Below are 13,683 nucleotides of genomic sequence, written 5' to 3'. Positions count from 1 at the left end.
TTGATTAGGAGGCATCATGCCAACCACCATCAAAACCACCCCCCTCAACAGTTGGCATAAAAAGCAGGGCGCCAACATGGCCGATTTCGGCGGCTACGACATGCCCCTGTGGTACGCGTCAGTGAAGGACGAACATCTGGCCGTCCTCACCGCGGCCGGCATGTTCGATACCAGCCATATGGCGGCCGTTACGGTCACCGGACCGGATGCATCAGACCTGCTGCAGCACTGCTTTACCAATGACCTTAACGCCTGTATGGGACCGTCCAGAAAGCCGCTGTGGCCGGGGCGCGCCGTCTACGGCGCCTTTCTGGACGAAAAAGGCCACAGCATCGATGACGCCATCGTTTTTTTCATGGCGGCGGAAAGCTATTTCGTGGTGGTCAATGCCGGCATGGGCGGGGCCATTGCCGACCACCTTGAGAAGAACCGGGGCGGCCGGCACGCGGTAGTGGTCGACCTGACGGACCGATTGGGAAAAATGGACATCCAGGGACCGGCGGCGGCCAGAATTCTCGCCCCGCTGCTTGCCGATCCGGATGCCGTATTTACCGGCATGCCTTACTTTTCCTTCAAGGGACATTTCGACCCGGCCTCTCCTGTGGCCGATGCCGTTCGTTTAAACGACGGCACACCAATCCTGCTGTCCCGCACCGGCTATACCGGAGAGTTCGGCTTTGAAATTTTTCTGGCGCCGGATAAAATCGAAAGTCTGTGGGAAAACCTGCTTGCCGCCGGTTATGCCTACGGCATCAAACCCTGCGGTCTGGCCGCAAGGGACAGCCTGCGGGCCGGCGCCGTGCTGCCCCTTTCCCATCAGGACATCGGCCACTGGCCGTTCATCAACCACCCCTGGCCCTTTGCCCTGCCTTTTACGGCCGACCAGACCGGGTTCACCAAGGATTTCATCGGTAGGCCCGCCCTGGAAAATCCCGCCGAAGTCCTCTTCACCCAAGCCTTCGTGGGAAAGGATTTGCGCAAAATAACGGCCGGCGAAGAATCCCGCGTACTTGATGCCGACGGCCGCAGCATCGGCACCGTACTTACCTGCGCAACGGACATGGGCATCGGACGTGCCGATGGCAGGATTTTCAGCGTTGCCAGTCCGGACCGGCCGGAGGCCTTCAAGGCCCGGGGGCTGTGCTGCGGCTTTGTGAAAGTCGATCGGAAATTGTCCCCGGGCGAACATGTGGATCTGGCCGACAGCCGCCGCAAAATTACCGTCACCATCACGGACGATGTACGCCCCGACCGCACCGCCCGTAAACCATTTTCAGAAATGTTATTGTCGCGGTAATTGCCGCGCTTTGAATCGCAACAACGATACCAGGGAGGAAATCAATGAAAGCGATCAGCGAATTGAAACTGCCGGATAACGTTCGCTACACCGATGACCACGAGTGGGCCAAACCCGATGGCGATACCGTCCGCATCGGCATTTCCGATTACGCCCAGGACCAGTTGGGCGACATCGTCTTCGTCGAGTTGCCCGAGGTCGGCAGCACCTTCGACAAAGGCGCGGAATTCGGCACCGTGGAGTCGGTCAAGGCCGTATCCGAGCTGTACATGCCCATGGGCGGTAAGGTAACGGCCGTCAACGAAAGCCTGGCCGACGAACCCGAGCGGGTCAACAACGATCCTTACGACGGCGGCTGGATGATCGAAATCGAGGCCAGCGATGCGGGCGAATTCGACGCCCTCAAACCCAAGGCCGACTACCTCGAAATGTTGAAAGGATAGCAACCATGCGATACCTGCCCCACACCCAGGAAGACATTCAACAGATGCTCCAGGTGGCGGGCGCGGCGGATCTGGAGGCGCTTTTTTCCAGCATTCCCGACGACTGCCGCCGGAAGGACGAAATGAACCTGCCCGACCCCTTGACCGAATGGGAACTCAACGGGCACATGGACCGCCTGGCCGCCGGCATGGGGGCCTCTTCGGCCTATAAGGTATTTCTCGGGGCCGGCAGCTACAATCATTACATTCCTGAGACCACCCGCCAGTTGCTGCTCCGGGGCGAGATCTTCACCGCCTATACACCCTACCAGCCGGAAATCAGCCAGGGGACCCTGCAGACCATCTACGAATACCAGACCCTGGTCTGCCGGCTGCTGGGCATGGAGGTGGCCAACGCCTCCATGTACGACGGGGCTTCGGGACTGGCCGAAGCCCTGCTGATGACGATCCGGGCCTCCCGCCGCAAGCGGGTGGCCGTTTCCCGGGCCGTGCACCCCCTGTACCGCAAGGTGGTCGAGACCTATTTTGCGCCCACGGATTTTGAAGTGATCGAACTGCCCGTCGGCGCTGACGGCCTGACCGATTTCTCCGGCCTGTCCGATCTGGGCGAATTGGCCGGTGTGGCCCTGCAAAGTCCCAACTTCTTCGGCTGTATCGAGGATCTGGAAGCGGCCGGCCAGACCATCCACGCCGACCCGAAAACCCTCTTCGTGGTGGCATTCAGCGAACCCTTGGCCTACGGACTGCTCAAGAGTCCCGGAGCCTGCGGAGCAGACATCGCCTGCGGCGAAGGCCAGAGCTTGGGCATTCCCCAAAGCTTCGGCGGCCCCGGTTTGGGCATGTTCGCCGCCCGCCAGAAATATGTGCGCACCATGCCGGGCCGGCTCATCGGAAAAACCACGGACAAGGACGGCAAGACCGGCTTCGTGCTGACCCTGGCCACCCGCGAGCAGCATATCCGTCGGGAAAAAGCCACGTCCAATATCTGTTCCAATCAGGGCCTGTGCGCCACCGCTGCCACCATGTACATGGCGGCCCTGGGCGGTACGGGCATTCGTGAACTTTCGAATCTAAACCGCGACCGGGCCGAGTATCTCAAAGCCGCCCTGGCCGACGCCGGATGCGCCTCGCCGTTCAGTGCGCCGACCTTCAACGAATTCGTGGTCCGTTTTCCCGATGGGTTTGCCGATACCTGGCAGGCCCTGCTGGAAAAGAAGATCGTTGCCGGTTTGAACCTGGCGCCCTACTACCCGGAGCTGGCCGACTGCTGGCTCATGTGCGTCACCGAAACGCTGTCCAAAGAGGACCTGGATGCCCTGGTAAAGGAGGTGACCCGATGAAAGACCAAATAAAAGATAAGATGGGAACCACCGGCCTGATTTTCAACGAACCCCTGCTCTGGGAGAAAGGCTCCCCGGGCCGCACGGGAATCTCCCTGCCCCGCCGCGACGTGGAAAAGGCCCCGCTGGACGAAAAACTGGTGGGCGACGGCCCCGATTTCCCGGACCTGTCCGAGCCCGACGTGATCCGGCACTTCACCAAACTCTCCCAATGGAACTTCGGTGTGGACAGCGGCATGTACCCGCTGGGCTCCTGCACCATGAAATACAACCCCAAAACCAACGAGCGCCAGGCAGCCATTCCCGGATTTGCCGGCGCCCATCCGTTGCTGCCGGAAAGCCTCTCCCAGGGCGCCCTGACCCTCATGTTCGACCTGCAGCATTTTCTGGGAGAAATCACCGGACTGCCGGCCGTGACCCTGCAGCCGGCCGCAGGCTCCCACGGAGAGCTGACCGGCATGCTGATTTTCGCCGCCTATCATAAAAACAAAGGCAAGCCGCGCAGCAAAGTTCTCATCCCGGACACTGCCCACGGCACCAATCCGGCCAGTGCGGCCCTGTGCGGTTTCAAGCCCGTTGCGGTCCAATCCGGACCGGACGGCGTTCTGCTGCCTGAAACGGTGGCCGATCTGATGGATGAAGAGACCGCCGGCATCATGATCACCAATCCCAACACCCTGGGGCTCTTCGAAAGCAATATCCGCCAGGTTGCCGACATCGTCCACGCAAAGGGCGGACTGGTTTACGGCGACGGGGCCAACATGAATGCCATCATGGGAATTGTGGATGTCGGCGACATCGGAGTGGATGTGTTGCACCTGAACCTGCACAAAACCTTTTCCACTCCCCACGGCGGCGGCGGTCCGGGTGCCGGCCCGGTGTGCGTAACCGAGGAACTGGAGCCGTTTCTCCCCGTTCCGCGGGTGGTAAAAGACGGTGATCGCTATCGTCTCGATGAGGACTGCCCGCTTTCCGTGGGCAAGGTGCATGCCTTTCACGGCAACTTCGGCATCCTGGTTCGGGCCTACAGCTATATCCTCAGTCTGGGCAGGCAGCTCAAGCAGGTCAGCCAGTACGCGGTGCTCAACGCCAATTATATCAAGGAAAGCCTCAAAGGGCATTATCATCTGCCCTACGACCGGCCCTGTATGCACGAGTGCGTCTTCACCGACAAGCACCAACAGGAATACCACGTGGCCACCCTGGACATTGCCAAGCGGCTTATGGACCATGGATTTCATCCGCCCACGATCTACTTCCCGCTGGTGGTCAGCGGGGCTATCATGATCGAGCCTACCGAATCCGAATCCAAGGAGACGCTTGACCTGTTCATCGAAGCCCTGAAGCAGATCGCCGAGGAAGCCAGGACGTGCCCCGAATGTCTGCACGAATCGCCCCAGTTTCCCAAGGTGCGTCGTCTGGACGAGACGGCGGCGGCCAGACATCCTTGCCTGCAGGGTTGACGTACGTAATAGCGGCATCTTGCCGCGAAAAAATGGGCCGGCACGAATCGCGGCTGGAAGCCGCTCCCGCGATTGCCGGGAAGTATCTAAGGTAAGGTTGACAGTCTCTTAAAAAATCGAAAGCCTCATCTTTTCGTCCTTCCGGCGTAGGCCGGAGTCCAGTAATCTCAATGGGTTCTGGATACCGGATCAAGTCCGGCATGACGCATCTGGTAAATTTTACGAGTTTATCAATGTTGAACGGTGCCCAATTCACCTGAGAAAAAAGAGATGCGAGAAATCCCCTGCTGGTGGGTCGAACTGCCGGAAACCAAGTACCAGAAGGCCCTCGACCTCCAACTGGCCGTCGTCGAATCAAAAAATTCCGGCCGGTTGGAGGCCGACGTAATTCTGTGCCTGGAACACCCCCGGGTGTTTACTCTGGGCCGGCGCGGCGGCCGGGAAAACCTGTGCGTCTCGGACGATTTTCTCTCGGAGAAAAAGGTGGCCGTGATGCCCACCGACCGGGGCGGCAACATCACCTACCACGGACCCGGCCAATTGGTGGTTTACCCCATCATCGACATCAAGCGCCGGCGCATCAAGGTGGTGGACTTTGTTTCCGGCCTGGAGCAGGCCATGATCCGCACCGCCGCCCACTGGGATATCCCTGCCGGTACCGATCCGGCCAACCGCGGTGTCTGGCTGGGCGGCAACAAACTGGGCAGCATCGGCATCACCGTCCGCCGGGGCGTCAGCTTCCATGGCCTGGCCCTGAACGTCAACACGGACATGGAACCCTTCGATTGGATCAATCCCTGCGGCCTCGACCGGGTGCGCATGACCTCTTTCGAACGCCACATGGGCGGCCCCGTTCCCATGGAGGAGGCATGCGGGGAAATGGCCCGGCACCTGTCGGTCGTTTTCGGAATTTCATTGACAACCCTGCCCGCAGAACAATTGTATGGGAAGATCGCATTCAAGATGTAGAAAGTCGGCAGCGGAAAACCATTCAACCCGACAAACGCAACAAACCCAAAACTCAATGAACTCAACAAACCCAAAACCCACATCCATCCGCACCGGCAAGCCTGCCTGGCTGAGAAGAAAACTTCCATCGGGCCCGGCGTACGAGCGCATCCGGTCCATGATCGACAAGGGCCGGCTTCACACCGTGTGTCAGGAGGCCAACTGCCCCAACCAGTTCGAATGCTTCTCCGCCCACACGGCCACCTTTCTGATCATGGGGGGCACCTGCACCCGCAACTGCCGCTTCTGCAACATCGACGGCGGCCAACCGGGCCCCCTGGACCCCGACGAACCCCGGCGAGTGGCCCAAGCCGCCGCCGACATGAAGCTGCGCTACGTGGTCGTTACCTCGGTGACCCGGGACGACCTGCCGGACGGTGGGGCCGCTCATTTTTCCGCCACCATCCGCGCCCTGAAGGAAAAGATCACCGGCGTTCAGGTGGAAGTTCTCATTCCGGATTTTCAGGGTGACCGGAAGGCCCTGGAAACCGTCATGGCCGCCCGCCCAGAGGTGCTCAACCACAACATGGAAACCGTCGCGCGCCTTTACCCGACGGTTCGCCCTGAAGCCGACTACCGCCGTTCCCTGGATCTGCTGGCCCGCGTCAAACAGATCGATTCGGCCATCCCGGCCAAGTCCGGCATTATGCTGGGTTTGGGCGAATCGGAGGACGAGGTCCGGCAGGCCATCGCCGACATTCACGCCACCGGCTGCCGCATGCTGACCATCGGCCAGTACCTGCAACCCACCGCAAACCATCTGCCCGTGGTCGAGTTTGTACCGCCGGAAGCCTTCGACCGCTGGCGCCGGGTCGCCCTGGAAATCGGCTTCGACAAAGTCGCCTCTGGCCCTTTCGTGAGAAGTTCCTACCACGCCGGAGAGATGTACTCCGACAAGCAGCCATAACCCCGTCCCCTTGCCGCTATCCATTAAGGCTGAAGACCATAGAAAATCGTAATTGCGCGGGAACATGCCCAAAACGGAGGCGTTCGGCGATCTTAAGGATTATCGCAGGATCGTTGGAGGTATAACAGGTTTTAGAATTGCAAACCCTGCATTAATGGGAGCTTTTTACAGTTGCTACTCCGGGATTCCAGCCTTGCGATATGCCTCAACTATGCGCTTTTTACGTTCGTCATTTTTAATAGTCAATTTTTTTACCCATTCCATAGAGTAAGCTGGTTTAATCCTTAAAATTTCAACAACAGATTCACGTGCTTTGATCTCATCACCTGACATTTGATACGCAAAGAGATAATCGGGATTAAGCTCTATAATCTTATTCCATAGCGGTATCGCTTCTTCATACTGTTCATTATGAAAATAGGCCCATGCTAACATATTTAGGTAAGTTATAGGTGTAACTGGATTAAGGCGGATAGCCTTACAAATCCCGTCTCAAAGGTCGGTATTTACAGAGACTGCTGAACAAAAAAGAGGGCGGCCGCTCACCGGGGTTGCCGGTTTGTCAAACGGATCGATTCGTCCATGCCGGTTAGCCGGATCCAGCATTCAGCCTGGTCTGGGCAAAGCAATGACAGGTTCTATATACCACTTGATTTTCCGCCTTTCCTCTATTTTTCCGTCTCTTCGCACGCACGCCCCTTCCGAAAAAAACCAATTGAGTGCCCGAGGGTGGCGTGCTATCCAAAACCACCATCGTATCGGGATAACTTCCGTATACCCGCTTATAAAAGAGACAAGACCGCCATGTTTAAAAAAATCCGCATTCGGCACAAATTGCTGTTCGGTTACAGCCTGGTCCTGATTCTTTCCATCTCCATGGGCAGCGCTTTCATCTATTTCTTCGTTCGCAATCAATTGACGGTCAGCCTGGAAAACGAGTTGAACAATACGACCCGCTCCATCCAGAATCTTGTGCGCACGTCCGTTTCCGTTTCGATCAAGAATCATCTGCGGGCCGTGGCCGAGAAAAACATCGATATCATCCGGCACTATTACGACCTGCAGCAAAAAGGGAACCTTTCCGAAAGCCAGGCCAAGGAAACCGTCACCCCCCTTTTGCTGGCCCAGAAGATCGGGGACTCGGGATATATCTACTGCCTCGACAGTGCCGGGAATGTGACCCTTCATCCCCGACAGGAGCTTCTTTCGGCCAATGTTGCCGATTTTGCCTTCGTCAGGACCCAGATGGCCAGGAAAAAGGGGTATGTGGAGTATGACTGGAAAAATCCGGGCGAGTCCGACGCCAGGCCCAAGGCCCTGTATATGCTTTATTTCGAACCCTGGGATTGGATCGTTTCGGTCTCCAGCTACCGCAGCGAGTTCATGAGCCTGGTCAATGTGGAAGATTTCGAGAAAAGCGTTCTGGAAATGCGTTTTGGAGAAACCGGATATTCCTTTGTCATCGATGGAAACGGCAAGGCCATCATCCATCCCAAAATCCAGGGGGTCAACATACTGGAAAGCGACGATCTGCCCAACCAGTACCTGGTTCAAATGCAGCACGAGAAATCCGGAAAAATAAGCTATCCGTGGAAGAATCCCGACGAAAGTAAAGCCAGGTACAAGCTGGTCATGTTCGACCATATTCCCGAATTTGACTGGATCGTGGGGGCCTGCAGCTATCTGGACGAATTTTACGCCCCCTTGCGGACGATCCGCAGCATGATCCTGGCAACGGCGGTGTTGACCTTTCTGCTGCTGCTTCCCATCTCGTTTAAGATCAGCAGTTCCATCACCCGGCCGTTGAAAAACCTGATTCACCATTTCAATCTCATGATGACGGGGGATTTTTCTTCGCGCATGGTTCCCGCGTCCGAAGACGAGATGGGCCAGTTGGCCCTTTACTACAATCGCTTTGCGGACCGCATCGAAGCCTACCGCAACGACCTGGAAAAACAGATGGACCAGCGGCGCCAGGTCGAAGAGGCGTTAAAAGAGAGCGAAGCGCGCTACCGGTCCGTCATGGAGGCTGCTCCCGACCCCATTGTCGTCTATGACATGCAGGGCCTGGTTACCTACTTTAATCCGGCCTTCACGAAAATTTTTGGATGGCCCCTGGAATCCTGCCTCGGTCATAAAATGGACCACTTTGTCCCCGAGGAAAACTGGGAGGAAACCCATCGCATGATCGCCACCATGATCGCCGGCGAGACCCTGTCCAGCGTCCCCACACGGCGCTACAACAAAAGCGGGCGCATCGTGGATGTCAGCATCAGCGGGGCCACCTTCCGAAATCGCAGGGGGGAACTGGAAGGAAGCGTCATCATCCTCAGGGACGTCACCCTGTCCCAGCAACTCCAGCAGCAGGTGATGGACATCGGCGACCAGGTCCGACGCCGCATCGGCCAGGACCTGCACGACGATCTATGCCCGCATTTGATCGGGATTCATGGGTTGAACACCGTACTGGCCGAAAACCTCCGCGAATGTGCTTCACCGGATGTTCCCCTGGCCCAGAAGGTGGTCGATCTGATGGAATCGGCCACCGAAAAGGCCCGCACCCTTTCCCGGGGGCTTTGCCCGGTTCATCTGGTTGCACACGGACTGAACGCCGCTCTGGAAGACGTCGCCCGGCAAACCGAAGCGGTCTTTGCCACTGACTGCAGGTTCAAGGGCGACGATCAGGTCGTCGTGGCGGACAATACCGTGGCCACCCATCTCTACTACATCGCTCAGGAAGCCATTCAAAATGCGGTCAAACACGCGGAAGCCGACCGGATCGAGATTCATCTGCTCAGGGAGGATGGCCGCATCCACCTGAAAGTGGTCGACAATGGCAAAGGGTTGCCCAAAGAGATGAAATCGGGTGGAATCGGTTTGCAAATCATGCAGTACCGTGCCAAAATTATTCAGGCAACGTTTCGCATCGACAGCAATAGCGAAACGGGCACTGCCATTGACGTTTTTTTGAAAACAGCGCCCTTTGTCAGCGAAGGACTATAAGTACATGGCGACCGAACGGCGAAAAAAAATTCTCATTGTCGACGATCACCCGATTTTTTGCCTGGGGATGAGCGAACTGATCAACAAGGCCGAGGACCTGGTGGTCTGCGGCAGCGAGGATACCCACAAAAAAGCGATCCGCGCCATTAAAGCGCTTCAACCCGACCTGGTCATTGCCGACATTTCCCTCAAAGAAAGCAGCGGCATCGATCTGATCCAGGATATCAGCAGCCGGTTCCAGGGGTTGCCCGTACTGGTGGTGTCCATGTACGACGAATCGCTTTACGCCGAGCGGGCGCTTCTGGCCGGTGCACGGGGCTATCTGATGAAGCAGGAAGCCATTCCCGTTGCAGTGGAGGCCATTCACCAGGTGCTCGACGGCAAACTTTACGCCAGCGACAAGGTCAAGGAAAAAGTGTTTCAACGCTTGATGTCCCCCAACGCTCCGGTCGACACCTCGCCCCTGGACCAGTTGACCGGAAGGGAGCTTGAAGTCTTTCGCTACATCGGCGAAGGCATGTCGACCCGCGAGATCGCCAGCCGCATGAAACTGAGCATCAAGACCATCGGCACCTACCGGGAACGGATCAAAGAGAAGCTCAATCTCAAGCATTACACCGAACTGGTCAAGGTTGCCGTTTATTGGCTGCAAAAAACGTCAAAATAACATCGTGTCCATCCATAAATGCCCAATTAGTCCGATATCTGCGTTATACGAAAAATTTTCCCTCGGAATATCAACCCATATACCTCCGGAAAAATTTTTCGAAAGCCTTGATCTCAAACCAATTTGACTATTTCTGAACGGACACGAACGAATTCGCCGCTGTCCCCCCGGATGCTGCCTTTTTCCAATTATTGTTTTTCCGGACCTATTTTCCTGTAGGTTAAAAGATTAGATCCCTTCAGATCGGTGGCAATATCAAAATCCGTTCTCACCCGATTGTTTTCTCTCGCCCCTGCGCATAAATATCATTCATCTCTTAATCCCTCATTTATTTAGTTCATTCATCTCAAGAAAAGGAAAGAAGCCATGAGTGAATCCTCCGTCAACTACGATGTTCTCAGCCCGGTAAAATTCCTGCTGCGCAGCGCCGAGGTGTTTCCTCAAAAGGAGGCCGTGATTTACGGGGACACGCGGCGCACCTACCGCCAGTTTTACGAGCGGGTCAACCGGTTGGCCAGCGCCCTGAAAGCCAAAGGAATCGGCAAGGGCGACAAGGTGGCGTTTATCTGCCCCAATACGCCCCCCATGCTGGAAGCCCACTACGCGGTCCCCATGATCGGCGCGGCCCTGGTGAGCATCAACATTCGCCTGTCGGCCAACGAAATCGCATACATCGTCAACCATTCGGATGCCAAGGCATTGTTTGTGGACAACGAGTTCGCCGGATTGATCGGGCCTGTTCTGTCCCAACTGAAAAAAGTCCATACCGTGGTGAATATCTGCGACGTCAGTGACGAAATGCCGCTGGACGGACCGGAATACGAAGAATTTCTGGCCGGGGGCGATCCCTCGCCGGTGGCGATAGAGGTGGACAACGAACGCCAGATCGCCACCATCAACTACACCAGCGGCACGACCGGACTGCCCAAAGGCGTCATGTACCATCACCGCGGCGCCTATCTCAACGCCATTGGAGAACAGCTCGAGTTCGGAACCAGCGCCAATTCCGTTTACCTGTGGACCCTGCCCATGTTTCACTGCAACGGTTGGTGCTTCACCTGGGGCATCACGGCCCTGGGGGCCACCCACGTCTGCCTGCGCAAAGTCGTTCCGGAAGAGATCTTCAAAATTGTGGGCGAGGAAGGGGTGACCCACCTTTGCGCCGCCCCCACCATCCTCATCGGCATGTCGACCTACGCCACCGAGAACAGCATCCAACTGAAGAAAAAGCTCGAAATCATGACGGCCGGTGCGCCTCCTGCGCCCACGGTCATCCAGAACATGGAAAGCATCGGCGCCAACATCACCCAGACCTACGGATTGACCGAGGTCTTCGGTCCCCACAGCGTATGCCAGTGGCAAACCCAATGGGACAACCTTTCGGCTGATGAGCGGTCCCAGCTCAAGTCCCGCCAGGGTGTACCCTATATCGTCGCCCAGTACATGGATGTCGTCAACCCGGAAACCATGCAGCCGGTTCCCCGCGACGGCCGGACCATGGGAGAAATCGTCATGCGCGGCAACAACGTCATGCTTGGCTATTACAATGATCCGGAGGCCACCGAAACCGCCTTCAAGGGCGGCTGGTTCCACAGTGGAGACCTGGCCGTGATGCATCCGGACAATTACATCCAGATCATGGATCGCAAAAAAGACATCATTATCAGCGGCGGTGAGAACATCTCCACCGTCGAGGTGGAAAACGTTCTCTACCGCCATCCCGATATTCTCGAAGTCGCCGTCGTTCCGGTTCCCGACACCAAATGGGGAGAGGTTCCCAAGGCCTTCGTGGTCGCCAAATCCAACAGCTCTCCGACGGCCGAGGATATCATCGCCTTCTGCAAGGAAAACCTGGCGCGCTTCAAGGCCCCCAAATACGTCGAATTCGGCGAACTGCCGAAAACCGCCACCGGCAAGATCCAAAAGTTCAAATTGCGGGAAAAAGAATGGGCCGGCAGGGATCGCATGGTGAACTGACCGCCTCGGACAACCGGCAGGTTTTTTTCTCACCCGGATCGAATAACAGTACCGACTACCGGAGTTTAGGCTCATTAACACCTAACTTTCAGGAGGCTGAAAATGGCGTTTTCCATGTACCAACGAAACGAAGGAGAAGAACAACCGTACTGGCCGCTGGGTCCTTTCAAAATAAGACTGCCCCTGATCCACTACAGTTGGGAATGGGTGGAGTTCGTTCAGGCCATGATCCTCTTTGTGGTGAGCCTGGCCATGATTCCCCTGCTCGAAAAGCATCTGGGACTGCCCTATGAAGTGGCCCTGGCCTATGTGTTTGTCTGCGGCGTCGGGTTCATGCTGCCGGCGTTTTTGGGCGTACCCATGGTTCCCGGTTGGATCACGCCGGCCATTCCCGTGGTGCTGCTGTATCTGTCTCAGTTCGAACCCGGCCCCGAGGCCATCCAGGCGCTGGTTGCTCTCCAGTTGCTGGTTGCCACGATCTTTCTTCTGCTTGGCGTCACCAAACTGAGCAGTAAAGTGGTCAAAAACGTACCGCCCTCCATAAAAGCGGGCATCCTGCTGGGAGCAGGGGTTGCGGCGTTCATGGGAGAACTGAAGATGGGTGGACGCATCCCCAACACCCCCATCGCCATCGGACTGGGCTCGCTGATCTGCTTCTACATGCTCTTCTCGGTCTCATTTTTAAAGCTGCGACAGAAAAACGGATTTGCCAAGCTTTTAGGAAAATACGGCATGGTCCCCGCCATGATCCTGGCCATCGGCATCGGAATGCTGGTCAAGGAGTATCCGGTCCCCGATATTCAATTCGGCATTACGGTTCCGGCCTTCAAGGAAATGTGGCACTACCTTCCCTTTACTGTCGGGTTCCCGGGCCCGGATCTTTTTGCCAAGGCCTTGCCCACCGCCATCATTGCCTATATCATTGCCTTCGGCGACGTCATTGTCGGCACGGTGCTGGTAAACAGCGCCTCGGCCGAAACGCGTGCTGACGAGAAGGTGGATACGGATGTCGACCGCATCCATCTGGTAACCGGCGTGCGCAACGTGTTGCACGCGTTCCTGGCTCCTTATCCGGGTTTGGCGGGACCCATCTGGACGGCGGTAACCGCCACGGTGGCGGACCGCTACCGCCAGGGCCGGCAGGCAATGGACTCCATTTTCAGCGGCAGCGGAACCTTCTGGATCGCCGGATTCCTGGCGCTGTTTATCCTGCCGCTGGTCAGCTTCTTCAAACCCTTCCTTCCCATCGGTTTGTCTTTGACCCTGGTGGTCACCGGCTACCTGTGCATCATTACCGCGTTCAAACAGATCGAGAATCCGGCGGAACTGGGCGTTGCCGGCACCATGGCCATTGTCCTGGCCATGCACGGCGCCGCTTGGGGGCTGGGTATCGGCATCCTGCTGCATATCCTCATGGAGAGAAAACTCTTCTCGTTCGCCGATGAGACATCTTCCTGAACCGTGTTTTAGACAATAAAGCGATAAAAAAGGATGGCATCCAGTTGCGGACGCCATCCTTTTTTATTCAGCTCTTCAAATACGGAGTTTAAACCCGGTTCGGTTGCTGTTTCTTTCTTT

At 56.9% G+C, this 13,683-nt stretch carries 11 protein-coding genes; 10 read left to right on the top strand and 1 reads right to left on the bottom strand.

Translation table 11 applies throughout. The annotated features are described in order from the left end of the window. Nucleotides 1-16 precede the first annotated feature (16 nt). The 6 genes from GN111_RS22785 to lipA all read left to right on the top strand — a co-directional run bounded on the left by GN111_RS22785 (nucleotide 17) and on the right by lipA (nucleotide 6,458). On the top strand, nucleotides 17-1,297 hold the full coding sequence (locus GN111_RS22785) for an aminomethyltransferase family protein (RefSeq protein ID WP_155305960.1): 1,281 nt from the start codon (nucleotides 17-19) through the stop codon (nucleotides 1,295-1,297). A 44-nt stretch (nucleotides 1,298-1,341) separates the two neighbouring features. Further along, nucleotides 1,342-1,740: a glycine cleavage system protein GcvH gene (gene gcvH / locus GN111_RS22780; RefSeq protein WP_155305959.1), complete on the top strand. Its 399-nt coding sequence runs from the start codon at nucleotides 1,342-1,344 to the stop codon at nucleotides 1,738-1,740. A 5-nt stretch (nucleotides 1,741-1,745) separates the two neighbouring features. Then, complete coding sequence (gene gcvPA, locus GN111_RS22775) at nucleotides 1,746-3,080, top strand: aminomethyl-transferring glycine dehydrogenase subunit GcvPA (RefSeq protein WP_155305958.1); 1,335 nt, start codon at nucleotides 1,746-1,748, stop codon at nucleotides 3,078-3,080. Continuing rightward, on the top strand, nucleotides 3,077-4,543 hold the full coding sequence (gcvPB, locus tag GN111_RS22770; protein WP_155305957.1) for an aminomethyl-transferring glycine dehydrogenase subunit GcvPB: 1,467 nt from the start codon (nucleotides 3,077-3,079) through the stop codon (nucleotides 4,541-4,543). The genes gcvPA and gcvPB overlap by 4 nt, the downstream gene beginning before the upstream one ends. A 270-nt stretch (nucleotides 4,544-4,813) precedes the next feature. Further along, entirely contained in the window at nucleotides 4,814-5,512 is a 699-nt protein-coding gene (lipB, locus tag GN111_RS22765) for a lipoyl(octanoyl) transferase LipB (RefSeq protein ID WP_155305956.1), read from the top strand. Then, nucleotides 5,487-6,458 carry a lipoyl synthase gene (gene lipA / locus GN111_RS22760; protein ID WP_155305955.1) on the top strand — a complete coding sequence of 324 codons (972 nt, stop codon included), beginning with the start codon at nucleotides 5,487-5,489 and terminating at the stop codon, nucleotides 6,456-6,458. The genes lipB and lipA overlap by 26 nt, the downstream gene beginning before the upstream one ends. A gap of 174 nt (nucleotides 6,459-6,632) precedes the next feature. Here the strand turns inward: lipA and GN111_RS22755 are convergent, their stop codons facing one another. Further along, nucleotides 6,633-6,893, bottom strand: a complete 261-nt coding sequence (locus tag GN111_RS22755; protein WP_155305954.1) for a tetratricopeptide repeat protein — start codon at nucleotides 6,891-6,893, stop codon at nucleotides 6,633-6,635. 369 nt (nucleotides 6,894-7,262) lie between these two features. On the opposite strand from GN111_RS22755, the gene GN111_RS22750 reads away from it, so the two are divergent. The 4 genes from GN111_RS22750 to GN111_RS22735 all read left to right on the top strand — a co-directional run bounded on the left by GN111_RS22750 (nucleotide 7,263) and on the right by GN111_RS22735 (nucleotide 13,563). Then, nucleotides 7,263-9,461 (top strand): cache domain-containing protein, encoded by a 2,199-nt coding sequence (locus GN111_RS22750; RefSeq protein ID WP_155305953.1) that lies wholly within the window; start codon nucleotides 7,263-7,265, stop codon nucleotides 9,459-9,461. 4 nt (nucleotides 9,462-9,465) lie between these two features. Beyond that, on the top strand, nucleotides 9,466-10,128 hold the full coding sequence (locus GN111_RS22745; protein ID WP_155305952.1) for a response regulator transcription factor: 663 nt from the start codon (nucleotides 9,466-9,468) through the stop codon (nucleotides 10,126-10,128). Between the two features lie 366 nt (nucleotides 10,129-10,494). Continuing rightward, entirely contained in the window at nucleotides 10,495-12,105 is a 1,611-nt protein-coding gene (locus tag GN111_RS22740; protein WP_155305951.1) for a long-chain-fatty-acid--CoA ligase, read from the top strand. 102 nt (nucleotides 12,106-12,207) lie between these two features. Then, nucleotides 12,208-13,563 (top strand): solute carrier family 23 protein, encoded by a 1,356-nt coding sequence (locus tag GN111_RS22735; protein ID WP_197740403.1) that lies wholly within the window; start codon nucleotides 12,208-12,210, stop codon nucleotides 13,561-13,563. Nucleotides 13,564-13,683: the final 120 nt, after the last annotated feature.

It is taken from the genome of Desulfosarcina widdelii, assembly GCF_009688965.1.
GTDB classification, from domain to species: domain Bacteria; phylum Desulfobacterota; class Desulfobacteria; order Desulfobacterales; family Desulfosarcinaceae; genus Desulfosarcina; species Desulfosarcina widdelii.
This window is presented reverse-complemented; position numbering and strand designations above follow the sequence as displayed.

What these genes read in the sequence shown, in the direction of transcription:
- GN111_RS22785 (WP_155305960.1), top strand. Translation starts at nt 17, where the DNA reads ATGCCAACCACCATCAAAACCACCCCCCTCAACAGTTGGCATAAAAAG.
- gcvH (WP_155305959.1), top strand. Translation starts at nt 1,342, where the DNA reads ATGAAAGCGATCAGCGAATTGAAACTGCCGGATAACGTTCGCTACACC.
- gcvPA (WP_155305958.1), top strand. Translation starts at nt 1,746, where the DNA reads ATGCGATACCTGCCCCACACCCAGGAAGACATTCAACAGATGCTCCAG.
- gcvPB (WP_155305957.1), top strand. Translation starts at nt 3,077, where the DNA reads ATGAAAGACCAAATAAAAGATAAGATGGGAACCACCGGCCTGATTTTC.
- lipB (WP_155305956.1), top strand. Translation starts at nt 4,814, where the DNA reads ATGCGAGAAATCCCCTGCTGGTGGGTCGAACTGCCGGAAACCAAGTAC.
- lipA (WP_155305955.1), top strand. Translation starts at nt 5,487, where the DNA reads ATGGGAAGATCGCATTCAAGATGTAGAAAGTCGGCAGCGGAAAACCAT.
- GN111_RS22755 (WP_155305954.1), bottom strand. Translation starts at nt 6,893, where the DNA reads ATGTTAGCATGGGCCTATTTTCATAATGAACAGTATGAAGAAGCGATA.
- GN111_RS22750 (WP_155305953.1), top strand. Translation starts at nt 7,263, where the DNA reads ATGTTTAAAAAAATCCGCATTCGGCACAAATTGCTGTTCGGTTACAGC.
- GN111_RS22745 (WP_155305952.1), top strand. Translation starts at nt 9,466, where the DNA reads ATGGCGACCGAACGGCGAAAAAAAATTCTCATTGTCGACGATCACCCG.
- GN111_RS22740 (WP_155305951.1), top strand. Translation starts at nt 10,495, where the DNA reads ATGAGTGAATCCTCCGTCAACTACGATGTTCTCAGCCCGGTAAAATTC.
- GN111_RS22735 (WP_197740403.1), top strand. Translation starts at nt 12,208, where the DNA reads ATGGCGTTTTCCATGTACCAACGAAACGAAGGAGAAGAACAACCGTAC.